At 65.3% G+C, this 23,955-nt stretch carries 15 protein-coding genes and 1 tRNA gene; 13 read left to right on the top strand and 3 right to left on the bottom strand.

The window, feature by feature from the left end:
- Positions 1–132 precede the first annotated feature (132 nt).
- The 5 genes from gltB to HK108_RS03635 all read left to right on the top strand — a co-directional run bounded on the left by gltB (position 133) and on the right by HK108_RS03635 (position 10,060).
- Positions 133–4,827, top strand: coding sequence for a glutamate synthase large subunit (gene gltB, locus HK108_RS03655; protein WP_172169666.1), 4,695 nt, complete (start codon positions 133–135; stop codon positions 4,825–4,827).
- Positions 4,820–6,277, top strand: a complete 1,458-nt coding sequence (locus HK108_RS03650; protein ID WP_172169663.1) for a glutamate synthase subunit beta — start codon at positions 4,820–4,822, stop codon at positions 6,275–6,277. The genes gltB and HK108_RS03650 overlap by 8 nt, the downstream gene beginning before the upstream one ends.
- A 126-nt stretch (positions 6,278–6,403) precedes the next feature.
- On the top strand, positions 6,404–7,951 hold the full coding sequence (pyk, locus tag HK108_RS03645) for a pyruvate kinase (RefSeq protein ID WP_139467307.1): 1,548 nt from the start codon (positions 6,404–6,406) through the stop codon (positions 7,949–7,951).
- 218 nt (positions 7,952–8,169) lie between these two features.
- Positions 8,170–9,543 carry a dicarboxylate/amino acid:cation symporter gene (locus tag HK108_RS03640; protein ID WP_181270534.1) on the top strand — a complete coding sequence of 458 codons (1,374 nt, stop codon included), beginning with the start codon at positions 8,170–8,172 and terminating at the stop codon, positions 9,541–9,543.
- Positions 9,544–9,562: 19 nt separating this feature from the next.
- Positions 9,563–10,060 carry a GNAT family N-acetyltransferase gene (locus HK108_RS03635; RefSeq protein ID WP_181270533.1) on the top strand — a complete coding sequence of 166 codons (498 nt, stop codon included), beginning with the start codon at positions 9,563–9,565 and terminating at the stop codon, positions 10,058–10,060.
- A gap of 75 nt (positions 10,061–10,135) precedes the next feature.
- Here the strand turns inward: HK108_RS03635 and HK108_RS03630 are convergent.
- Positions 10,136–10,217, bottom strand: a tRNA-Leu gene (locus HK108_RS03630).
- A gap of 192 nt (positions 10,218–10,409) precedes the next feature.
- Here HK108_RS03630 and HK108_RS03625 point away from each other — a divergent pair.
- Complete coding sequence (locus tag HK108_RS03625) at positions 10,410–11,030, top strand: ANTAR domain-containing response regulator (protein WP_373284070.1); 621 nt, start codon at positions 10,410–10,412, stop codon at positions 11,028–11,030.
- Between the two features lie 137 nt (positions 11,031–11,167).
- Here the strand turns inward: HK108_RS03625 and HK108_RS03620 are convergent, their stop codons facing one another.
- Positions 11,168–11,629 carry a PaaI family thioesterase gene (locus tag HK108_RS03620; protein ID WP_139467304.1) on the bottom strand — a complete coding sequence of 154 codons (462 nt, stop codon included), beginning with the start codon at positions 11,627–11,629 and terminating at the stop codon, positions 11,168–11,170.
- Between the two features lie 42 nt (positions 11,630–11,671).
- On the opposite strand from HK108_RS03620, the gene polA reads away from it, so the two are divergent.
- Positions 11,672–14,335: a DNA polymerase I gene (gene polA, locus HK108_RS03615; RefSeq protein WP_181270532.1), complete on the top strand. Its 2,664-nt coding sequence runs from the start codon at positions 11,672–11,674 to the stop codon at positions 14,333–14,335.
- Positions 14,336–14,513: 178 nt separating this feature from the next.
- Positions 14,514–14,753: a DinB family protein gene (locus HK108_RS03610; protein WP_181270531.1), complete on the top strand. Its 240-nt coding sequence runs from the start codon at positions 14,514–14,516 to the stop codon at positions 14,751–14,753.
- Between the two features lie 23 nt (positions 14,754–14,776).
- Here the strand turns inward: HK108_RS03610 and HK108_RS03605 are convergent, their stop codons facing one another.
- Positions 14,777–15,616, bottom strand: a complete 840-nt coding sequence (locus tag HK108_RS03605) for a class I SAM-dependent methyltransferase (RefSeq protein ID WP_139467301.1) — start codon at positions 15,614–15,616, stop codon at positions 14,777–14,779.
- A 206-nt stretch (positions 15,617–15,822) separates the two neighbouring features.
- Between HK108_RS03605 and rpsA the strand changes: the two genes are divergently transcribed.
- From rpsA to HK108_RS03580, 5 genes are all read left to right on the top strand, one after another.
- Positions 15,823–17,307, top strand: a complete 1,485-nt coding sequence (rpsA, locus tag HK108_RS03600; protein ID WP_139467300.1) for a 30S ribosomal protein S1 — start codon at positions 15,823–15,825, stop codon at positions 17,305–17,307.
- Positions 17,285–19,180 (top strand): hypothetical protein, encoded by a 1,896-nt coding sequence (locus tag HK108_RS03595; protein WP_229663934.1) that lies wholly within the window; start codon positions 17,285–17,287, stop codon positions 19,178–19,180. The genes rpsA and HK108_RS03595 overlap by 23 nt, the downstream gene beginning before the upstream one ends.
- A 9-nt stretch (positions 19,181–19,189) precedes the next feature.
- The gene (gene coaE / locus HK108_RS03590) at positions 19,190–20,365 is read left to right on the top strand and encodes a dephospho-CoA kinase (protein WP_181270530.1); all 1,176 of its coding nucleotides are present in this window, start codon (positions 19,190–19,192) and stop codon (positions 20,363–20,365) included.
- Between the two features lie 90 nt (positions 20,366–20,455).
- A complete protein-coding gene (gene uvrB / locus HK108_RS03585; RefSeq protein ID WP_229663933.1) occupies positions 20,456–22,588 on the top strand; it encodes an excinuclease ABC subunit UvrB in 2,133 nt (710 codons plus the stop codon).
- Between the two features lie 186 nt (positions 22,589–22,774).
- Positions 22,775–23,833: a TerC/Alx family metal homeostasis membrane protein gene (locus HK108_RS03580; protein ID WP_139908084.1), complete on the top strand. Its 1,059-nt coding sequence runs from the start codon at positions 22,775–22,777 to the stop codon at positions 23,831–23,833.
- Positions 23,834–23,955: the final 122 nt, after the last annotated feature.

Below are 23,955 nucleotides of genomic sequence, written 5' to 3'. Positions count from 1 at the left end.
TGGTGTAAGTTGATACTCCGGCTGTGAGAGTCATCTCACAGCCGGGTCCGGGGACACCCTTTCCGGACTCGTCCAAACCGCAGAGGACAGCGCCGTCTTTTCGGGAAGCACTCAACACCGAGAAGGCAGTATATGAACCACAGCGCTCAGTCGACCCCCAAGACCACGGCCCCACCTGGCCGCATCGGGCTCTACGATCCGGCGCTCGAACACGACAACTGCGGTCTGGCCCTCATCGCCCGTTACAGAGGCGGAGCCGACCACACGGTCATCACCCAGGCCCTCGACGCTCTGCGCAGGCTCGAACACCGCGGCGGAATCGGTTCCGACGATGGGACCGGAGACGGTGCCGGACTGACCATCCAGATCCCGCACGACTATTTCGCCGCCGTTCTCGGCGAATCCGGAATCTCTCTTCCGGCGCCGGGCAGCTATGCCATGGGCATCGGCTTCTTCGCTCAGGACTACGCCGCCGATCTCAACGCCGCCACCGCTCCGCTGACCAAGGAGACGCAGCCCGATTTCAGCGTTGACGCCGCAGGCGTCGACCAGGACGCACTCGTGTCCAGGATCGCCGCGGAAGAAGGACTGCAGGTCCTCCACGTGGAATCCGCGGCTGTCGACCCCGGAGTGCTCGGTCGGATCGCCGCCGAGACCATGCCGGCCATGCGCTACGTGTTCTTCGGCTGTGATGAGAACCATCCCGCCCGAGATGAGAACGATCTCGCTCGCCGGGCGTTCATCGTGCGGAAGCGACTCGACAACGCCGGCCTCTACTTCCCGTCGCTGTCGCCGACGACGCTGACGTTCAAAGGAATGCTCTCCACCGCCCAGCTCGACCGCTTCTTCACCGAACTCGGTGACGAACGCCTCACCTCGGCGATCGCTCTCGTCCACTCCCGGTTCTCCACGAACACCTTTCCCTCCTGGCAGCTGGCACAGCCGTTCGGCACGATCGCCCACAACGGCGAGATCAACACGGTGCGCGGCAACCGGAACTGGATGCAGGCACGCGAATCCGCCCTGGCCAGCGACCTCCTCGAATCTCCGGTCGCAGGGACGTCCAAGGGACTCGAGCGGATCTTCCCGATCATTCCTGCCGGAGCCTCGGACTCCGCCTCTTTCAACTCGGTCCTCGAACTCATGGTCGCCTCCGGCCGGTCGCTGCCGCAGGCCATGCTGATGATGATTCCCGAAGCCTGGGAGAACAACCCGGCCATGTCCGAGGAGCGGCGGGCCTTCTACGAATACCACTCGCTGCTCATGGAGCCCTGGGACGGGCCGGCCTGCGTCGCCTTCACCGACGGCCGACTCGCCGGAGCCGTGCTCGACCGCAACGGCCTGCGCCCGGCCCGGTACATCATGACCGAGGACACCGTCGTGCTCGCCAGCGAAGCCGGAGTCGTCGACCTGCCCGAAGCCGAAGTCACCGCCCGCGGACGACTGACCCCCGGCAGGATGTTCCTCGTCGATGTGGAGGCCGGACGCATCATCTCCGACACGGAGATCAAGAACAGCCTCGCCACCGAACATCCCTACCGGGAATGGGTCGACGCCTCGGCCACCCGACTGGCCGAACTGCCCACCCGCGTCCACGTCAGCCACCCCGGCGCCTCGGTTCGGAGACGACAGCGGACCTTCGGATACACGGAGGAAGAGCTGCGTGTGCTCATCGCCCCGATGGCCGAAACCGGGGCCGAGCCGCTGGGCGCGATGGGCAGCGACACCGCGATCGCGGCGCTGAGTACCCGCCCCCGGCTGCTCTTCGACCACTTCCACCAGAACTTCGCCCAAGTGACGAACCCGCCGCTGGACTCCATCCGCGAGGACATCGTCACGAGCATGTCGGCCGGAATCGGCCGCGAAGGCAACCTGCTGTGCTCCACCGGGCCGGACTCCGCACATATCCTGCTCGAGCGGCCGGTGATCGACAACGACGAGCTCACGGCGATCGCGCACCTGTCCGGCAGCCACCTCGGCGAGGGAATCACCCGCCCCTCGGTGACGCTGTCGGGTCTGTACCCGGTCGGCGCCGGTGAGGACGCGATGGCTTCTCGCCTCGCCGACCTCTGCGCGGAGGCGAGCGCCGCGGTCGCCGAGGGCGCAGTGTTCCTCATCCTCACGGACCGGGAGTCGAACTCGGAATACGCGCCGATCCCGTCGCTGCTTCTCACCTCGGCCCTGCACCACCACCTCGTCCGCGAGCGCAGCCGCACGCAGGTGAGCATCATCGTCGAGGCCGGAGATGTTCGCGAGGTCCACCATGCAGCCACGCTCGTGTCCTTCGGCGCCTCGGCGGTCAACCCGTATCTGCTCATGGAATCGGCCGAGGATCTTGTCACGTCCGAACGGATCCGAGGCATCAGCGCCGAAGCGGCCGTGGCCAATGTGCTCACGGCGCTGAATAAGGGCCTGCTGAAGATCATGTCGAAGATGGGCATCTCGACCGTCCAGTCCTACCACGGGGCGCAGACCTTCGAGGCTCTCGGACTGGCGGATTCGGTCATCGATGAGCACTTCACCTCGACCCCGCATCAGCTCGGCGGCAAGACGCTGGACGACATCGCGGCCGAGACGACGGCGCGGCACGCCGATGCCTATCGTGAGGACCATCCGCGTCCGGCTCACCGGAACCTGCTCGTCGGCGGAGAATTCCAGTGGCGGAGGGAAGGCCCGGGGCACCTGTTCAACCCGGAGACGATCTTCAAACTGCAGCATTCGACGGCCACCGGTCGCTTCGACATCTTCCGGCAGTACACGCGTGCCGTCGACGAACAGTCCGCCGAGCTGATGACTCTGCGCGGGCTCTTCGACCTGGTCCCGACCGAATCGGGTCCGATCGACATCTCCGAGGTCGAACCCGCCGAAGCCATCATGCGCCGGTTCTCCACCGGGGCCATGAGCTACGGCTCGCTGTCGGCCGAAGCGCACGAGACGCTGGCGATCGCGATGAACCGGATCGGCGGAAAGTCGAATACGGGCGAGGGCGGCGAGGACACCGAGCGCCTGCTCGACCCGGAGCGTCGGTCGGCGATCAAGCAGATCGCCTCCGGTCGGTTCGGTGTCACCAGCCACTACCTCACCGCCGCCGACGACCTGCAGATCAAGATGGCCCAAGGTGCCAAGCCCGGCGAAGGCGGTCAGCTGCCGGGGGAGAAGGTGTACCCGTGGATCGCGAAGACCCGCCACGCCACTCCCGGAGTCGGTCTCATCTCGCCGCCTCCGCATCACGACATCTATTCCATCGAAGACCTCGCTCAGCTCATCCACGACCTCGGTCGGGCCAATGCTGCTGCCCGCGTCCACGTCAAACTCGTCTCCGGAATCGGAGTCGGCACGGTGGCCGCCGGAGTGGCGAAGGCCGGAGCCGATGTCGTGCTCATCTCCGGCCATGACGGGGGCACGGGTGCCAGCCCGCTCAACTCGCTCAAACACGCCGGAACCCCGTGGGAGCTCGGACTGGCAGAAGCCCAGCAGACCCTTGTGCTCAACGGTCTGCGCGAGCGGATCAGCGTCCAGGTCGACGGGCAGCTGAAGACCGGCCGCGACGTCATCATCGCCGCCCTGCTCGGGGCCGAGGAATTCGGCTTCGCCACCACCGCCCTCGTCGTCTCCGGATGCATCATGATGCGGGTCTGCCACCAGGACACCTGCCCGGTCGGCGTGGCCACGCAGAACCCGAAGCTGCGCGAACGGTTCCACGGTCAGGCCGACCATGTCGTGAACTTCTTCACCTTCATCGCCGAGGAGGTCCGCGGCTACCTCGCACAGCTGGGACTGCGCAGCCTCGACGAGGCGATCGGCGCCGTCGAACGTCTGCGCATCGACGCAGATCGGGCGACCGCCTCGGGACTGGATCTCGACCTGACACCGATCCTGACGGTTCCGACCGATCTCGACGGCGCTCCCGCCTCGGCGAGGGTGAGCCAGGCGCGCACACCACGTGACTTCGCGGGCGAACTCGACGTTCGACTGCTGGAGCAGGCAGGAGCGGCTGTCGCTGCCGGTTCCCCGGTGCACCTGAACGCCGAGGTGGAGAATACGGACCGGTCGGTCGGCACCCTGCTGGGCCACCGAGTGACTCAGGCCCACGGCGCGGACGGGCTGCCCTCGGGAACCGTGCGGGTGTCCCTGAACGGCACGGCCGGTCAGTCCCTGGGCGCCTTCATGCCGCGCGGTGTGAGCATCGATCTGCGCGGCGACGCCAATGACTACGTCGGGAAGGGACTGTCGGGCGGTACGATCAGCGTCGCGCCTCGCCCGGAGAACTCCACCCGACCGGAACACAACGTCATCGCCGGCAACGTCATCGGCTACGGTGCGACGTCCGGGTCGATATTCCTGTCCGGTACGGTCGGCGAGAGATTCCTCGTGCGCAACTCGGGCGTCGAAGCCGTCGTCGAAGGCATCGGAGACCACGGACTCGAATACATGACCGGGGGAGTGGCGGTCATCCTCGGACCCACCGGACGCAACTTCGCGGCCGGAATGTCCGGAGGCACGGCCTTCGTCCTCGACTTCAATCCCAGTCGACTCAACCCGAAGGAACGAGCCGCGGGCGTCTTCAGATTCGGCGGCATCGGCGACTCCGATGTGCCGATCCTGCAGAGACTGCTCAGCGACCATGTCGCGGCGACCGGTTCTCCGCTGGCCGGCGAACTGCTGGCCGGACTCGACCGCGGGCAGGACATCCTGTCCCGTTTCACCAAGATCATTCCCGTCGCCTATGCGCGAATCAAAGACATCCAGGAAGAGCTCGAGAACAGCGGCGAAACTGCCGATTCCGAGAACACCTGGCAGACCATTCTGGAGGCCGCACATGGCTGATCCGCGAGGATTCCTCACCACCACCGAACGCGAACTCCCTGCCCGCAGGCCCGTGCCGATCCGGCTCATGGACTACTCCGAGGTCTACGAGAAGGGTGATCCGGCACAGCTGCGCCGACAGGCTTCTCGCTGCATGGACTGCGGAGTGCCTTTCTGCCACCAAGGATGTCCGCTGGGCAACCTCATTCCGGAGTTCAACGACGCCATGTATCGCGGGGAGCTCTCCCGCGCCGTGGAACTGCTCCACGCGACGAACAACTTCCCCGAATTCACCGGCCGGGCCTGCCCGGCACCGTGTGAGAACGCCTGCGTGCTCGGCATCAACCAACCCGCCGTGACGATCAAACAGGTCGAAGTCTCCATCGTCGACGACGGATTCGCCGCCGGACTCATCACCCCCGTCGTCCCCGACCGGATCACCGGGCACACCGTCGCCGTCATCGGCTCCGGACCGGCCGGACTCGCCGCCGCTCAGCAGCTGACCCGAGCCGGGCACACGGTCGTCGTCTTCGAACGCGAGGACCGCCTCGGCGGACTGCTGCGCTACGGCATCCCGGACTTCAAACTCGAGAAGCACCATATCGACCGCCGCCTGACCCAGATGCGTGCCGAAGGCACTCGGTTCGAAACCGGAGTCGAGATCGGCCGCGACATCGACTTCGCCGCACTGCAGACTCGCTTCGACGCGGTGCTGGTGGCGACCGGAGCCACCGTGCCGCGCGATATGGAGCTTTCCGGGCGCGGACTGGACGGAATCGAATTCGCGATGGACTACCTCGTACCGTCCAACCGGGCACAGGCGTCCGACGCGGCCTCGGCGGCAGACTCGGCACCGTTCATCGACGCGGCCGGCAAGCACGTCGTCATCATCGGCGGCGGCGACACCGGGGCGGACTGCCTGGGCACGGCTCTGCGCCAGGGAGCCGCCTCGGTGACGACCCTGGCCATCGGCGCCCAGCCGCCGGTCGACCGCGATGCCGACTCGCCGTGGCCGACTGTGCCGCGGATCTTCGAGGTCCAATCCTCACATGAGGAGGGCGGAACCAGGCGGTATCTGGCCTCGACGACACGGTTCGTCGGAGACGACTCGGGCAAGGTGAGCGGAATCGAAGTCGCACAGACGCAGTTCGCCGACGGCCGCCGCATCCCGACACCGGGCACCGAGCACGTCATCCCCGCCGATCTCGTGCTGCTGGCACTGGGATTCAGCGGACCGGAGACCGCGCAGATCGATCTGGAAGCCGGTGCAGGTGGGGCATTCGACCGGGCCGAGGACTATGCGGCGCAGCCGGGAGTCTTCGTCGCCGGCGATGCCGGACGCGGACAGTCGCTCATCGTCTGGGCCATTGCGGAAGGCCGTGCCGCGGCCGCGGAAGTCGACCGGTTCCTGACCGGGTCGACGCGACTGCCGGCACCCGTGCGGCCCACCGACGAAGGGTTCAAATGCTAAGATAATGCATGTCAGGAATTGAGAAAGGGTGGTGGTGCGGCACAGCGAAGTGCCGCACTCTCACCGCCCGTGACCAGCGTAGAGCGGTGGAAACCGCCCGCTGAGACTTTAGGTAGGGTGGAGCGTATGAGGCGTGCAAAGATAGTCGCAACTTTAGGTCCGAACCAGAACTCCTATGAAGAGATCCGCGAGCTCGTCGATGAGGGCGTCGATGTCGCCCGATTCAATCTGAGCCACGGAAAGCGAGAAGAGCACGAAGAGAAGTTCGCCTGGGTCCGCCAGGCCGCCCTCGACACCGGACGCCCCGTCGCCGTCCTGTTGGACCTGCAGGGTCCGAAGATCCGCGTGGGCACCTTCGCCAACGGGAAGGAAGAGCTCGTCGAAGGGGCCACCTTCACCATCACCAGCCGTGACGTCCCCGGCACCGCAGAGCTCGTATCCACGACCCTGCCGACCCTGGCAGAAGACGTGTCCGTGGGTGATCCGCTGCTCATCGACGACGGGCGCCTGCGCCTGCGCGCCACCGAGGTGACCGACACCGATGTGGTCACCGAGGTCGAGATCGGCGGAACCATCTCCAACCACAAGGGCATCAACCTCCCCGGCGTCCCGGTCTCCGTCCCCGCCCTGTCGGAGAAGGACGTCGACGATCTCAAATGGGGGCTTCAGCTCGGCTTCGACTGGGTGGCCCTGTCCTTCGTCCGCAGCCCCGAGGACATGAACGATGTGCGCGCGGTCATGGACGAGGTCGGCATCACGGCTCCGGTCATCGCCAAGCTCGAGAAGCCGCAGGCCGTCGACCAGCTCGATGAGGTCATCGATGCCTTCGACGGAATCATGGTCGCCCGCGGCGACCTCGGCGTCGAACTGCCGCTCGAACAGGTGCCGATCGTGCAGAAGCGGGCCGTTGAGATCGCCCGCCAGCAGGCCAAGCCCGTCATCGTTGCCACGCAGATGCTCGAGACGATGATCGATGCGCCGCGGCCCACCCGCGCCGAGGCCAGCGACTGCGCGAACGCCGTCCTCGACGGCGCCGATGCGCTCATGCTCTCCGGTGAGACCTCGGTCGGTGCGCACTGGGTCGAGGCGATCCGGACGATGAGCCGGATCATCGGCTCCACCGAAGAGCACGGTCTCGAGCGGATCCCGGCACTGGGCACCGTCCCGCACACGAAGGGCGGAGCCGTCACCGCCGCTGCCGTGCAGATTGCTGAGCAGCTCGATATCGACCTCCTGTGCACCTTCTCACAGACCGGCGACTCCGTGCGGCGCATGTCGCGGCTGCGCCCTGCTTGGCCCATCCTCGGCTTCACGCCCGACCCGCAGGTCCGCCACCAGCTGGCGCTGACCTGGGGAGTGCGCCCGTACCTCGTGAAGACCGTGCGCCACACCGACCAGATGGCGCGTCAGGTCGACGCCGTTCTGCTCGCGGACGGCACCGCCCGCGAAGGCGATCAGAGCATCCTCGTGGCCGGTTCGCCTCCCGGGATCCCCGGTTCGACGAACGCCCTGCGCATCCACACCATCGGTGATGCCGCCAAGGGTGTGACGGCCGCCTATCAGGATGCCTCGGATTCCGAGGAGGACCCGCTGGCCGGATACGGAGTCGTGGCTGAAGCGCCGATCACCCGTGAAGTGCCGATCGTGCGCGAGGGCCACTCTCCCCGCCACTGACCGCTACGAGGCTCAAACGCCGGCGGCGCCTGCCCCATGATCACGGGGCGGGCGCCGCCGGCGTCTCTGTGTCCGGGGCCGCGCGTGGACCGATTCCAAACTGCGAGACAGATCACAGGTGGCCCGGGAATTTTGCCGATTGCTCAACAGTTGTGCTCTCTGTTGCCTATTCCTCCCTGCGGATCTCAGAGGGGAGGACCCGCTAGGAGAGGAATTCAATGAGACTGCCCGCGTGGAGCAAGTCCTTCGGAGTGCAGGTGACCATCGCACTCGTCGCCGGTGTCATCCTCGGGCTCATCGCCCGCTCATGGGGACCGGTCAGCGACACCGCTGACAACTGGCTCGGCCAGACCCTGGACACCATCGGCTCGTCGTATGTCACACTGCTCAAGGCCGCCGTCGTCCCACTGGTCATCACCGCGATCATCGCGAGCATCGGCAACCTGCGCAAGGTCACCAACGCCGCCAGGCTGGCGATGTCGACCCTGCTGTGGTTCGCCCTCACCGCTCTCATCGCCGTCGTCCTCGGACTCATCATCGGCATCGTCATGCAGCCCGGCGCGCACGCCGATGCCGCTTCGCTCAATGCCGGTGCACCCGACTCCCAGGGCAGCTGGCTGGGCTTCCTCACCGGACTGATCCCGGTGAACTTCCTCGGACTCGAGGTGGCCACCGCACCCGATGACGCCGGAGCCATGACCTCCGAGGTCAACTTCAACATCCTCCAGCTCATCATCGTCTCCGGCGCCATCGGCATCGCCGCGGTCAAGGTCGGCAAGGCCGCAGAGCCGTTCCTCCAGTTCACCGAGGCGGCCCTGGCCGTGGTCCAGAAGGTCGTCTGGTGGATCGTGCGCATCGCCCCGATCGGCACGCTCGGCCTCATCGGCAACGCAGTGAACTCCTACGGCTGGTCGACGATGGGCTCGCTGCTGTGGTTCGTCGTCGCCGTCTACATCGGCCTCGCGATCGTCTTCTTCATCGTCTATCCGGCCCTGGCTCGCGCCAATGGACTGTCGGTGCGCCAGTACTTCTCCGGAGTCTGGCCGGCCACTCAGATGGGCTTCGTCTCCCGGTCGTCGATCGGCACCATGCCCGTGACGCAGAAGGTCGCCACCGACAACTTCGGGGTGCCCCACTCCTACGCCGCCTTCGCCGTGCCCTTCGGTGCGACGACGAAGATGGACGGCTGCGCTGCGATCTATCCGGCCATCGCTGCCGTGTTCGTCGCCCAGTTCTTCGGCATCGATCTCTCCCTCATCCAGTACCTGCTCATCATCTTCGTCGCCGTCATCGGCTCGGCCGCAACTGCCGGCACGACAGGTGCGACCGTGATGCTCACCCTGACCCTGTCGACCCTGGGTCTGCCCCTCGAGGGCGTCGGACTGCTGCTGGCCATCGAGCCGATCGTGGACATGGGCCGCACCGCGCTCAACGTCTCCGGTCAGGCACTCGTCCCGGCCATCGTGGCCAAGCGGCATGAGATCCTGGACGTCGAACGCTACGATGCCCCGCGCATCAACGGCTACGTTCCGACCGAGGAGGACGCAGAGGTCGACGAGACCCGCACCGAGGACGCCCGCAGTCAGAGTTGATCTCCTCCCTGCCGAGGGGGTGGCCGAGCACGATGTCCTGCAGGTGACATCGCTGCTCGGCCGCCTCGTCGATGCAGGTGCCGCTCTCGGCTGGGTCTCAGCTCCGCCTGTCGAAGAGATCGCAGATCTCATCGGCAGCCTGGCCGCGGGCACTGACACCGGGGATTCCGCTGCCGCAATCGCTCGCACCGGAACCGAGATCACCGGCTTCGCGTACTGGAATCGGTACGCTCGCCCGACGTTCCGCCCCCATGTCGACATCGAAAAGGTGGCCGTCGCCCCGGACGCCCAAGGTCAGGGCGCGGGCAGGAAGCTGATGGAGGCGCTCATTCGGGCGGCACGTCATCACTGCACGGAAGTGGTCACTCTCGACCTGCGCGGAGACAATGCGGCCGCCATCGGCCTCTATGAATCCCTCGGCTTCACCCCATACGGACGACTCCCGGACTTCGTGGCGGTGGGGGAGAAGCGTTACGACACGCTGCTGTACTCCCTCGACCTGCGCGCAGGCCGCTGATCTTCGGTCGCCCATCGGCTCCCGGGGAAATGCAGAAGGCACTGTCGACATCACGTTCGACAGTGCCTTCGTCTGTACCGGATGCGGGACTCGAACCCGCACGTCTTTCGACAATGCATTTTGAGTGCACCGCGTCTACCGATTCCGCCAATCCGGCGCGTCACGAGCTGTCCTGTCAGGACCGCCTGTGCAACGGGGACGATTCTACTGCGCGCGCGGACCGATTGCACAATCGCCACCCGCCGAGGATGCCCTCCGGTGGCCACCGTCACCGCCCGTGGCCACCCTCACAGAATAAACTTCCGGGTCCGCTGGCCATGACGCTGAGCGCCTGGTCTAGACTGGTGCCGTGCTTTCAAACAGCGAAGAATCAACTTCAGATGAGTCCGTGCCGGTCCGCCGCGTAGTCGTGGCCGAAGACGAGGCCGTGATTCGTCTCGATATCGTAGAAATGCTCCGCGAGGTCGGCTATGACGTCGTCGGTGAGGCGGCGGACGGCGAATCCGCCATCCGCCTGGCTGAGGAGCTGCGCCCGGACCTCGTCGTCATGGACATCAAGATGCCCATCCTCGACGGAATCTCCGCCGCCGAGCGCATCGCCAGGGCTCGCATCGCGCCGGTCGTGCTGCTCACCGCCTTCTCGCAGAAGGAGCTCGTCGAGCGAGCCCGCGATGCGGGTGCCATGGCCTATGTCGTCAAGCCGTTCACCTCGGCCGACCTCATCCCGGCCCTGGAGATCGCGCTCTCGCGTCATGCCGAGATCAGCTCGCTCGAGTCCGAGATCTCCGATCTCACCGAACGCTTCGAGACTCGCAAGCTCGTCGAGCGCGCCAAGAGCCTGCTGCAGACCTCCATGGGTCTGAGTGAGCCCGAAGCCTTCCGCTGGATCCAGAAGACCTCGATGGACCGTCGCCTGACGATGCGCGAGGTCGCTGAGACCGTGCTCAAGCAGATCGGCACGAAGAAGTAATCACCTCCCGGACCGGCCACGGTCCGGATCCGGAACCCGAGAGGGCCGGCGAATCCCGAGATGGATTCGCCGGCCCTCTGCTTTCGCTGTGGACTTTCGGCTTTCGCTGTGGACTTTCGCCGAGGCGGCGCTGTGCCTCAGCCCTTCGGCTCGGTCTTCAGGATCATATTCGTGATCCGCACGATCGAGAGCAGGCGCCCCGCCTCGTCGGTCATCTTGACCTCATGGGAGACGATCGTGCGTCCCTGGTGGAGCACCTCGGCGCGACCGGTCACCACGCCCTCTCGCGCGGCACGCAGGTGAGTGGCGTTGAGATCGACCCCGACGACGTTCTTACCGCCGGAGAGCAGATACGAATGCATCGACGCCAGGGATTCGGCGAGAACGACGTGGCCGCCTCCGTGGAAGAGACCCATCGGCTGCCGATTGCCGACGACCGGAGCGGTGGCCACGACATGATCGTGAGCGAGCTCGACGAACTCGATTCCCATCCTCTCGGCCAGCTCACCCCCGGACCCCGGCGTGCGCAGCTGCCCGAGCAGCGTGTCGATCTCCTCAGGGGAGGTGTGAGCGGTCAGGGACACGTCGGGACGCAGCATCGGTTCTCCTTCAAGTCAGCTTCGAACGCTAGGCTATGCCATGTGAGTCACTCAAACGAATCCCTCCTGCTCATCGACGGACACTCCCTGGCCTACCGGGCATTCCACGCCCTGCCGGTCGAGAACTTCTCCACCAGCACCGGCCAGACGACGAACGCCATCTACGGCTTCATCTCCATGCTCATCAACGTCCTCCGCGACGAAGAGCCCAGCCACGTGGCCGTGGCCTTCGACCTCGGACGCCAGACGTTCCGCCTCGAGGAATACCCCGACTACAAGGCCGGACGGGCGAAGACTCCACCCGAGTTCCACCCGCAGATCGACCTCATCAAGGACATCGTCACGGCGATGGGCATCCGGGTGGTGACGAAGGAGGGCTTCGAGGCCGATGACGCTCTGGCCACGATGGCGAAGATGGGCACGGATGCCGGCTCGTTCGTCGAGGTGATGAGCGGAGACAAAGATTCGTTCCAGCTCGCCTCCGACCGGGTGACGATCCTCTACCCGAAACGTGGAGTCAGCGATCTCAACCGGATGACGCCGGCCGCGGTCGAGGAGAAGTACGGGGTGAGCCCCGCGAACTACCGGGGGCTGGCCGCGCTCGTCGGTGAGAAGGCCGACAATCTGCCCGGTGTGCCCGGAGTCGGTGACAAGACCGCCGCGAAATGGCTCACCGCACACGGCGATCTGCCCGGGGTGTTGGACAACGCCGACAAGATCGGCGGCAAGGTCGGTGAGAAGCTGCGCGACCATATCAGCGAGGTGGAGCGGAACTACCGACTCAACCGCCTCCTCGACGACGTCGACTTGGGACTGGAGTTCGACGACCTGGCCTGGGGCGAAGGCGACCCGGCCGAGCTGTCGAGCCTGTTCGACCAACTCGAGTTCCAGGCCCTCGGCAAGCGTCTGGCCGCGATCTTCCCCGAGGCCGGAGCCGAGTCCGAACCGGCACCGACACGCGAGACGAACATCGAGACCGTCGACATCGACACTCTGCTGACGAAGATCGCCGACCACGATGTGCTGGCGCTTGATTCCGACGCCTCCTTCGAACTCGGCCACGGTCAGGCACGGACCCTGGCGGTCTCCGCCGAACCCGGCCAGGCCTGGGTCGTCGACCTCGCCGAGGCGGGGCAGAAGGCCGTCGGCGCGCTCGGTTCCGCCCTGGGCGGGCATTCGCTCATCCTCCACAGCTCGAAGCTGCAGATCAAAGCGTGGGAGTCGATGGGACTGTCCGTGACGGATATCGCCGGGGACACGGCCCTGGCTGCCTACCTCCTCGTTCCCGATGCCCGGTCCTACGAACTCGGTCAGATCGCCGCCGACCGCGCGGGAATCGATCTCAGCGAACCCGAGGCTGATTCCGGACAGCTCGCCCTCGACCTCGACTCCGATGCCGCGGTGACCACGCACGGCCAACGCGCCGCCGCCCTGCTCGAGGTCCACGAGGTGCTCGCGAAGGCCGTCGAAGACGCGAACATGACGCAGGTCTACCGCGAGATCGAACTGCCGCTCGTGCCCGTGCTCGCGCGCATGGAAGCGACCGGGATCGCCGTCGACGAGACCGAACTGTCGAACCTCATCGACGAATTCACGAAACAGGCCGAAGCCAGCGCAGGAGAGGCCTATGACGCGATCGGCCACGAGGTGAACCTCGGTTCTCCCAAACAGCTGCAGACCGTGCTCTTCGACGAACTCGATATGCCCAAGACCAAACGGACGAAGACCGGCTATACGACCGATGCCGACGCCCTGGCCGAACTGTTCGTCAAGACCGAACACCCCTTCCTCCAACACCTGCTGGCCTACCGGGATTCGACGAAGCTCAAGCAGACCGTCGTCGGACTGCTCAAGACTGTTGCCGACGACGGCCGCATCCACACCACCTACCAGCAGACCGTGGCCGCCACCGGACGGCTTTCGTCCCTGGACCCGAACCTGCAGAACATTCCGGTGCGGACCGAATCAGGCCGCCGCATCCGAGACATCTTCATCGCCGACCCCGAGGTGGCTGAGGGGACTCTGCTCACCGCCGACTACTCGCAGATCGAAATGCGGATCATGGCTCATCTGTCCGGCGATGCCGCGCTCATCCAGGCGTTCAAGGACGGCGAGGATCTCCACTCCTATGTCGGCTCGAAGGTCTTCGGAGTCGGCATCGACGAGGTTGACTCCGAGATGCGCTCGAAGGTCAAGGCCATGTCCTACGGGCTGGTGTACGGGCTCTCCGCCTACGGCCTCTCCCGGCAGCTTGCGATCGGCGTCGATGAAGCCAAGGGGCTGATGGACCAGTACTTCGAACGCTTCGGTGCAGTCAAGGACTATCTCGACGACATCGTCGAGCAGGCTCGCGCCAAGGGATTCACGGAGACCATCATGGGCCGTCGTCGTTATCTGCCGGCGCTGCACAGCGACCGTCGGCAGCTGCGGGACATGGCCGAACGCGCCGCACTCAACGCTCCGATCCAGGGATCGGCAGCCGACATCATGAAGATCGCCATGCTCAAGGTGGCCGCCCGTCTGGACGGTCTCCGCTCGCCGATGCTGCTGCAGGTCCATGACGAGATCATCGTCGACGTCCGTCCGGACGAGATCGATGAGGTGAAGACGATCGTCACGGAGGAGATGGGGTCGGCGTTCGAACTCGATGTGCCTCTGGACGTCAACGTCGGCACCGGACGCTCCTGGCACGCCGCCGCCCACTGAGCTGCTGCCCGCTGTCCAGTCGAACTCGTTCAAGCGCAAGCGCAGAAAACGGTCTCGCCCACGCTCGTTCAAGCGTCCCCGCAGTTTTCGCGCCGTGTACCACACGACATCCGCGCTAGCGCTTGAACGAGAGCGCGACGGGTGAGTTGCGCGGTCCTGCCCCAGCCGGGAGTCGATGATGTCGTCCGCGAACGCGGCGTCGCCTCGGGGGAGGCTCACACGGACCTTCGAGCTCGTCGTCCACGGCATCGACATCGCATCGACACTCGGTGCCGAACCACTTGTTCCGGAGGCCGCGCTCCGGGAAGCATTGGCGATCGCAGCGGGGCTGGCGATGCAGAGCGGGAAAGGAAGTTCAGTGCTCGCCGGGCTGACCGGGCGCGGGGGACTGGCCGAGGACTTCACAGTCCTCGGCTGAGGATCGTCCCCGTTCCGGCCCCGTCAGTCCTTGGTCAGGGTGGTGGAGAAGATCGCGGTACCGGGCATGAGCGCACCGCGCAGCGGTGACCAGCCGCCCCAAGCGGTCCGATTCTCCTCGGGCCATTCGGGTTCGGTCACCGAATCGAGCGTGAAGCCGGCTTCGACGAGGAGACGGACCCAATCGCTCATCGTCCGGTGATGCTCGGCGTAGACCGGCTGACCGTCCGAGGACAGCTCGACGTACGGAGTGCGATCGAAGTACGAGTACTCAACCGTCAGGCCGGCCTCACCCGGAACATCGGGGAACATCCACCGCATCGGGTGAGTCGTTGAGAAGACCCACTGTCCGCCGTTGCGCAGCACTCGCGCCACCTCGGCGAAGACGACCTCGGCGTCCTTGACGAAGGGCAGGGCGCCGTAGGAGGAGAACGCGCGATCGAAGCTGTTCGATGCGAACGGCAGCTGTCGGGCATCGGCGAGGAGGAACGTCGGGGGAGTCGCCTCGGCGCTCAGGGGATGTTCGCGCTGCAGACGCGAGGCCTGCTCGAGCATTCCGGCGGAGACGTCGACACCTGTGGTGATCGCGCCCTGCTCGGCCAGCCACCGGGAGCACTGACCGGCACCGCAGCCGACCTCGAGAACCTGCTTCCGGGCGACATCGCCGAGGAGGCGCACATCGGATTCGTGAATTCCCTCCGGACACCAGATGAAATCCGAAGCCCCGAGAAACGTGCCGTGTTCGGCGAGATACTCCTCGGCCGAGTTGTCCCAATAGCTGCGATTGGCCCGGACGGAAGCCTCTTCGTCGATCGGGAGATAGCCACCGCTGATGACCTCGGCTCCGTCAGTTCCTTCGCTCATGGTTCCTCCGTGGCCCCAGGTGGTGATGATTCGTCTCTTCGGCGTGCATTCACACCCGAAAAGGTGCTAGCATTGACAACCGTATGCGCCTGTGCATACAAGTCCAAATTCGCAATCGAGACCGGATTCGGTTCTTGCGGCAACTTACACGACCTGTCGCCAGGGTACCGGATCTGGACCAATATTCCATCGGAGTCCCTACCTATATGACCACCACCACGCCGGAATCGGTGCAGCCGAAGCAGGTCGCTGTCAACGACATCGGAACCGCTGAGGATTTCCTCGCCGCCGTCGATGAGACCATCAAGTACTTCAACGATGGCGACATCGTTGAGGGCGAAGTCGTCAAGGTCGACCGTGACGAAGTCCTCGTCGACATCGGATACAAGACGGAAGGCGTCATCCTCGCACGTGAGCTTTCCATCAAGCACGATGTCGATCCCGGCGAAGTCGTCGAGGTCGGGGACGAAATCGAAGCCCTCGTTCTTCAGAAGGAAGACAAAGAGGGTCGTCTCATGCTGTCGAAGAAGCGCGCTCAGTACGAGCGTGCCTGGGGCGACATCGAGAAGATCAAGGAAGACGACGGCGTTGTCACCGGCACCGTCATCGAGGTTGTCAAGGGCGGTCTGATCGTCGACATCGGACTGCGCGGCTTCCTGCCCGCGTCCCTCGTCGAGATGCGCCGCGTCCGCGACCTCGCCCCCTACATCGGCCAGCAGGTCGAAGCCAAGATCATCGAGCTCGACAAGAACCGCAACAACGTGGTCCTGTCGCGCCGTGCCTGGCTCGAGCAGACCCAGTCGGCCGTCCGCCACGACTTCCTGCAGACACTGCAGAAGGGCCAGGTCCGTCCTGGTGTCGTGTCCTCCATCGTCAACTTCGGTGCGTTCGTCGACCTCGGTGGTGTCGACGGACTCGTCCACGTCTCCGAACTGTCCTGGAAGCACATCGATCACCCGGGTGAGGTCGTCACCGTGGGCGACGAAGTCACCGTCGAGGTTCTCGACGTCGACATGGACCGTGAGCGCGTTTCGCTGTCGCTCAAGGCCACCCAGGAAGATCCTTGGCAGCACTTCGCTCGCACGCACGTCATCGGACAGATCGTGCCGGGCAAGGTCACCAAGCTCGTTCCGTTCGGTGCGTTCGTGCGCGTCGAAGACGGCATCGAAGGCCTCGTCCACATCTCCGAGCTGGCCGTGCGCCACGTGGATCTGCCCGAGCAGGTCGTTTCGGTCGACGAGACCATCTACGTCAAGGTCATCGACATCGACCTGGAACGCCGCCGCATCTCGCTGTCGCTGAAGCAGGCGAACGAAGGCGTCGACCCCGAGGCCGAAGAGTTCCTCGACCCCGCTCTGTACGGCATGCCGCAGGAGTACGACGAGGACGGCAACTACAAGTACCCCGAGGGCTTCGACCCCGAGACCAACGAATGGGTCGAGGGCTACGAAGCTCAGCGCGAGACCTGGGAGCAGCAGTACGCCGCAGCTCAGGAACGCTGGGAAGAGCACAAGAAGCAGGTCGCCAAGGCCATCGCAGCGGATGCCGAGGCCTCCGCAGCCGATGCCGTCGGATCTGCCGAAGCCGCTCCGGCCACCGGATCGTTCTCCTCCGAAGAGGCGAGCGACGAGGGCACCCTGGCCAGCGACGAAGCTCTTGCAGCCCTGCGTGAGAAGCTTGCAGGCAGCTGATAGCAGCCACCAGAAGGGCTCCCGGTCGGAAGGCCGGGAGCCCTTTCTGTATGCTCCCACGGCTCGGGCATGCCTGCGCCCGTGGCTGTGGTACACCCTCATCCTCTGTGTCGGCAGCCTGATCGTCTTCGGCTCCGTCGCCGCGGACCCCGGCGGCAGCGTCGTCGCCTCCAACGACGACACCTCACTCTTCATCTGGTGGCTCGGGCACGGCGCGCAGGTTCTCGCAGACATCCTCGGATTCGGACCGGGGGCAACCGGCGGCCTGCTGTACACGGAATCGATGAACGCCCTCGGCGGGGGAGTCAACGGAGCCTGGAACACCTCGCTCGCAGGGTTTGCGATCCTGCTCGCTCCTGTGACGTGGGTGGCCGGCCCCATCGTGAGCTACAACCTCCTCATCCTCGCCTTCCCGGTGCTCGGCAGCCTGGCCACAGCTGTGCTCTTCCGCCGCTTCCTCGACCGCCCGCCCGCTTTCATCGCCGCTGCCGGAGTCGGCTTCTCCAGCTATGTCATCGCCCAGCTCGGCGGCCACCCGAACCTCGCCTATATCGTCACCCCGCCCCTGACCGCCTGGGCGATCCTCGCTCTCCTCGACCTCGGCCGCGCGACACAGGTGGATCCCGGCCGTTCTCTGCTGCGCAGCCGTCGCCTGTGGCTGCTCGGAGGAGGGTTCGGGCTCCTCCTCGGCTTCCAGTTCTACGTCTCCACCGAAGTTCTGGCCGGAACCTTCCTCGCCGCACTCTGCTTCCTGGCCAGCCTCGCCGTCTTCGGACGCCGCCTCTACCGCGCCCGGTCATGGGTCGCCCTCGGTCTCGGTTCCGCAGTCGCCGGCTGTATCGCCGTGCTGTGTGCGATCCCGCTGCTGGTGACCATGTCCGGACCGAACGCCCCACAGGGCGCCATCCGCCCACACGGAGTATGGAACACCGACCTGCTCGATCCGATCCTGCCCGCAGCCCCGGCCTGGCTGAGTTCCGGAGTGTCTCCTCTGCCCCGAATCATGGAGATCGACCCCGCCGAACTCGGCGCCTACGTCGGCGCACCAGCTCTGGCGGCGGCTGTGCTCATCGTTCTCGGCCTCGCCCACCGGTCCGCACACGCGGTGCCGGTGCGCATCGCCGCGGCAACCGGCATCCTCGTCGGCCTGCTGGCACTCGGGTCACCGATCCTCCTCGGCGGCCGGATCGCCCTCGAGACCGGTCCGTTCGCGCTCATCGAAGCCATCCCCGTACTCAACAACATCCTGCCCATGCGGCTCGTCCTCCACTCGACGATCGCGCTCTTCGCCGTGCTCGGAATCGGCCTCCAGTGGGCGCTGAGCCACCGGAAGCTGCTTCGCGCCCGCGCCCTCCTCATCCTGTTCGTCCTCGCCGCCGTGGCCATCCTCCCCGCTCCGCAGACCGCCCATGAGGTGACAGTTCCGGAGTTCTACGAGCACTCCATCGCCGAGGTGATCCCCGCCGGATCCGTCGTCAAGACCTTCCCCCGCCCCCTGGCATGGGCCGAGCCCCACGCCGACGAAGCCATGGTGTGGCAGTCGGTCAGCGGATTCCGCTACCACGAGACCGGCGGCTACTTCATCGGTTCGAGCCCGGAATCGCCGGTGACCTATTCCGCCCCCGAAGATGCCCTCGACGAACTCCTGCACGGCTCCGTCTTCGACGGCGAGCCCATGCCGGGCGCGGACAGCCCGGAAGTCGTCTCGGCGATCGCCGAACTGAGGGAGACCGGGGTCGACTTCATCGTCCTCGCCCCCGAAGCTCCGCTCCTGCCGGGCGGTGAGGGAGAGTATGCGGCCTTCCTCGATGCCGCCGTCGGAGATCCGATCTTCGCCGATGAGGGAGTGCGGGTCTACCGACTGGATCAGTAGGATGATCCCATGCTGAGAATTGGTCTCACCGGCGGAATCGGCGCCGGAAAGTCAACTGTGTCCGCAATGCTCGTCGAACACGGGGCAGTGCTCGTCGACGCCGACAGGATCGCCCGCGAAGTCGTTGAACCCGGACAGCCGCTGCTCGAGAAGCTGGCCGAGGCCTTCGGGCCGCAGGTGCTGCACTCCGACGGTTCGCTCGACCGGCCGGCACTGGCCGCGGCAGCCTTCGTCGATTCCGAGCACACAGCACGGCTCAACGGCCTCATGCATCCGGCGATCCGCGACCGCACCGCCGAACACTTCGCCATGTACGCCGACGCCGAGATCGTCGTCCACGACGTCCCGCTGCTCGTCGAGAACGACATGACACCGGCCTACCACCTCAATCTCCTCGTCGACGTGCCCGCCGAAGTGCGCCTGCAGCGGCTCATGGACTCCCGTGGAATGGACCGCGACGATGCCGCCGCACGGATCTCCCGCCAAGCCGATGACGACACCCGCCGAGCAGCCTGCGATGTCATCATCGACAACTCCGGTCCCGTCGAAGAGACGAAGGCCGCGGTCGCCCGGCTCATCGAATCGCGGATCCGGCCCTTCTCCGCCAATCTCGCGTCCGGGCAGCGGGCACCGAAGGCAGCCCTCGAACTCGTCGATCCCGCGCATGCCGACTGGATCGGTGACGCGCAGAGAGCGATCAGGAAGCTGCGACACGGCACGGGCGAGGAGTTCGCCATCGAACATATCGGCTCCACCTCTGTGCCGGGACTGCCCGCCAAGGACGTCATCGATCTGCAGCTCCTCGTCCCCGATCTCACCGCCGCCAGGGAGCTGGCACCCCGACTGGCCGAACTCGGTTACCCGGGAGCCGAGATGAGCGACCACCTCGGCGAAGAGTCGACCGAAGGGAAATGGTTCCACGCGAACACGGACCCGGGCCGCGCCGTCAATCTGCATGTGCGCACCGCGGACTCGGTCGGTGTGCGCTTCGCGCGCGCGTTCCGTGACCTGCTGATCGCGGACACGGGGGAGCGGGACCGTTACCTCGAGTTGAAGAGAGACCGTTTGGCCGAAGCCAAGGCTGCGGGCGGGACGAACGGGCAGATGATGCGAACATATGCGGAATCGAAGGAACCGTACTTCCTGCAGATGCGCCGCCGACTGGTGCCCGACAGCTTCGACTGACACGCTGACACATGTCGGCAGGCAATTCGCCGAGGCTGCCGTTCCGACTCCGGTCTGCCCAATCTCAGGGGCGGGGGCTAGGGTTGGACTATGAGCTCAGAACGCCCCCTGCCAGCGATCGGCCACCGCCCCGACGTCACCCGCGAGGTGGCGCCGTTCGAGGTCGTCTCCGAGTACTCTCCCTCCGGTGACCAGCCGACGGCGATCCGAGAGATCTCCGACCGGCTCGACGCGGGTGAGCGGGACATCGTCCTCCTCGGTGCCACCGGCACAGGCAAGTCGGCGACGACGGCATGGCTCATCGAGCAGGTGCAGAGACCGACCCTGATCATGGCGCCGAACAAGACTCTCGCCGCGCAGCTGGCGAACGAGTTCCGACAGCTGCTGCCCAACAACGCGGTCGAGTACTTCGTCTCCTACTACGACTACTACCAGCCGGAAGCCTATGTGCCGCAGACTGACACGTTCATCGAGAAGGACTCCTCGATCAATGACGAAGTCGAACGTCTCCGGCACTCGGCCACGAACTCGCTGCTGACCAGACGCGACGTCGTCGTGGTCTCGACGGTGTCGTGCATCTACGGTCTCGGCACTCCTGAGGAATACGTCGATCGGATGGTCACCCTTCACAAGGGCGACGAATGCGATCGGGACGAACTGCTCAAACGCTTCGTGTCGATGCAGTACGCCCGCAATGACATGGCTTTCACCCGCGGGACCTTCCGCGTGCGCGGAGACACCGTCGAGATCATCCCGCAGTACGAGGAGCTCGCGCTGCGGATCGAATTCTTCGGCGACGAGATCGAATCGCTGCAGACCCTCCACCCGCTGACGGGCGAGATCGTGCGCGACGAGGACACCATCCACGTGTTCCCGGCCAGCCACTACGTCGCCGGTGAGAACCGGATGGCCACCGCGATCAGCGGCATCGAGGACGAACTGCAGAAGCGGCTGAGCGAGTTCGAATCGCAGAACAAGCTGCTGGAAGCCCAACGGCTGAAGATGCGCACGACCTATGACCTCGAGATGATGGAGTCGATGGGCTTCACCTCCGGCATCGAGAACTACTCCCGGCACATCGACGGCCGCGATCCCGGTTCGGCACCGAACTGCCTGCTCGACTACTTCCCCGAGGACTTCCTGCTCGTCATCGACGAGTCCCATGTCACGGTCCCGCAGATCGGCGGAATGTACGAAGGCGATATGTCGCGCAAGCGCACCCTCGTCGAACACGGATTCCGCCTGCCCAGTGCCATGGACAACCGGCCGCTGAAGTTCGACGAGTTCCGGGAGCGCGTGGGACAGAGCGTGTATCTGTCGGCCACACCCGGCAACTTCGAACTCGGCAACGCCAACGGGTACGTCCAGCAGATCATCCGCCCCACCGGACTCGTCGACCCCGAGATCAAGGTCAAGCCGACGAAGGGGCAGATCGATGATCTCCTCGACGAGATCAAGACCCGAGTCGACGCGAACGAACGTGTGCTCGTGACGACGCTGACGAAGAAGATGGCCGAAGATCTCACCGACTACCTGCTCGAACACGATATCCGGGTCCAGTACCTCCATTCCGATGTCGACACTCTGCGACGTGTGGAGCTGCTCACAGAGCTGCGTGCGGGCGAATTCGATGTGCTGGTCGGCATCAACCTCCTGCGTGAGGGTCTCGACCTTCCCGAGGTCTCGCTGGTGGCGATCCTCGATGCCGACAAGGAAGGCTTCCTCCGGTCGTCGACATCGCTCATCCAGACGATCGGTCGTGCCGCACGTAACCTCAACGGCCAGGTGCACATGTACGCCGATACGATCACGGATTCGATGCGCACCGCCATCGACGAGACCGACCGCAGGCGCGCCATCCAGATCGCCTACAACGAAGAGCACGGAATCGATCCTGCCCCGCTGGTCAAGCGGATCGCCGACATCACCGAACGACTGCAGCGTGAGGACGAGGACACTCGAGAGCTGCTCACCGAATTCGACTACGGCAAGGGCAAGCGCGGCTACAACTCGACCCTGACCGACGAACAGAGGGAAGCCGCCGGCAAACCCGGTTCGCTGCGCCCGCCGGCGGCCGACCTCACCGAACTCATCGAATCGCTGACCTCGCAGATGCATTCGGCCGCCGCGGAGCTGCAGTTCGAACTCGCCGCACGACTGCGCGACGAGCTCGCCGACCTCAAGCAGGAGCTGCGCCAGATGAAGGAGGCCGGGCACGCCTGATCCGCACCGGTGACGCGCGAGTGATGCTCGCGTGTTTATACTGGTGTGCTGGCGAAAGGGAGTATCCCGTCCATCCGCGGTCGTCACCACGACCCCACAAGGGGTCCGGCCGCGGAGCGCACGCAGCATCACCGCGTGGGAGAGACTTTCGACCTGGATACATCCTGTTCACCACGAAAGGCATCCATGGATATTCTGTCCTCCACGCTCGCGGCCGGCGGCAACGCCGCTGCTGCGAGCGAATCTCCGATTCCCGTCTGGTTCATGATCACCTCGGGAATCATCGTCGTTGCGATCCTCGTCTTCGACCTCCTGCTGGTCGTCAAGCGACCACACACCCCGTCGATGCGGGAAGCGAGCATCTGGGTCGCCTTCTACGTCGCCCTGGCTCTGGTCTTCGCCGGCGCGCTCTTCGCCATCGGCGATGCCCAGCACGGCAGCGAGTTCCTCACCGGCTGGCTGCTCGAGTACTCGTTGAGCATCGACAACCTGTTCGTCTTCATCATCATCATGGGCAGCTTTTCGGTACCGCGGAAGTACCAGCAGGAAGTGCTCATGGTCGGCATCATCATCGCCATCATCTTCCGCGGCATCTTCATCCTCGCGGGTGCGGCGATCATCAGCGCCTTCGTCGAGGTCTTCTTCATCTTCGGCATCTTCCTCCTCATCGTCGCCTACCGGCAGGCCTTCAGCTCCGAAGACGACGGCGACGGCGAAAACGGTCTCATCCGGTTCCTGCGCAAGCGGATCAACGTCGTCGACGAATACCACGGCAACAAGCTGCGGGTGACCCTCGACGACAACAAGAAGTACTGGACCCCGATGTTCATCGTGTTCATCGCCATCGGCTCGACCGATGTGATGTTCGCGCTCGACTCGATTCCCGCGATCTTCGGCGTCACTCAGAATGCGTTCCTCGTGTTCACCGCGAACGTGTTCGCTCTCATGGGATTGCGTCAGCTGTACTTCCTGCTCGGGGGACTCGTCGACAAGCTCGTCTACCTCCACTACGGAATCGCCGCGATCCTCGGCTTCATCGGCGTCAAGCTCATCATCCACGCTCTGCATTCGAGCGATTGGGAGTTCCTCTCGTGGGGTCACTCGATCCCCGAGGTGCCGACGTGGCTGTCCCTGACCGTCATCGTCCTCGCCATGGTGGTGGCCACCGTCGCCTCACTCGTGAAGATGAAGAAGGACGGCATCTCCTTCAAGGACGTCAGCTCGAACGAATCCGAAGAGGCCTGAGCCGATCGGACCCGGTCGCGCTGACACCGCCTCGGTGTCGGCACAGAACGAGCGGGGTCCGTCTCGATCTCTCGAGACGGACCCCGCTCGTGTCTTCCCGGTCAGGGCAGAACCGGACCGGC

This window comes from Brevibacterium sediminis, from assembly GCF_013623905.1.
Lineage (GTDB): Bacteria > Actinomycetota > Actinomycetes > Actinomycetales > Brevibacteriaceae > Brevibacterium > Brevibacterium sediminis.
The sequence above is the reverse complement of the archived record's forward strand: the minus strand, read 5'-3'. Positions and strand labels throughout refer to the sequence as shown.

Bases quoted from the DNA above. Each gene is read 5' to 3' on its own strand.
- HK108_RS03610 (WP_181270531.1), top strand. From the start codon at position 14,514: ATGTCGTCCGCGAACGCGGCGTCGCCTCGGGGGAGGCTCACACGGACC.
- gltB (WP_172169666.1), top strand. From the start codon at position 133: ATGAACCACAGCGCTCAGTCGACCCCCAAGACCACGGCCCCACCTGGC.
- uvrB (WP_229663933.1), top strand. From the start codon at position 20,456: ATGAGCTCAGAACGCCCCCTGCCAGCGATCGGCCACCGCCCCGACGTC.
- HK108_RS03650 (WP_172169663.1), top strand. From the start codon at position 4,820: ATGGCTGATCCGCGAGGATTCCTCACCACCACCGAACGCGAACTCCCT.
- rpsA (WP_139467300.1), top strand. From the start codon at position 15,823: ATGACCACCACCACGCCGGAATCGGTGCAGCCGAAGCAGGTCGCTGTC.
- HK108_RS03605 (WP_139467301.1), bottom strand. From the start codon at position 15,616: ATGAGCGAAGGAACTGACGGAGCCGAGGTCATCAGCGGTGGCTATCTC.
- HK108_RS03580 (WP_139908084.1), top strand. From the start codon at position 22,775: ATGGATATTCTGTCCTCCACGCTCGCGGCCGGCGGCAACGCCGCTGCT.
- coaE (WP_181270530.1), top strand. From the start codon at position 19,190: ATGCTGAGAATTGGTCTCACCGGCGGAATCGGCGCCGGAAAGTCAACT.
- HK108_RS03640 (WP_181270534.1), top strand. From the start codon at position 8,170: ATGAGACTGCCCGCGTGGAGCAAGTCCTTCGGAGTGCAGGTGACCATC.
- HK108_RS03620 (WP_139467304.1), bottom strand. From the start codon at position 11,629: ATGCTGCGTCCCGACGTGTCCCTGACCGCTCACACCTCCCCTGAGGAG.
- pyk (WP_139467307.1), top strand. From the start codon at position 6,404: ATGAGGCGTGCAAAGATAGTCGCAACTTTAGGTCCGAACCAGAACTCC.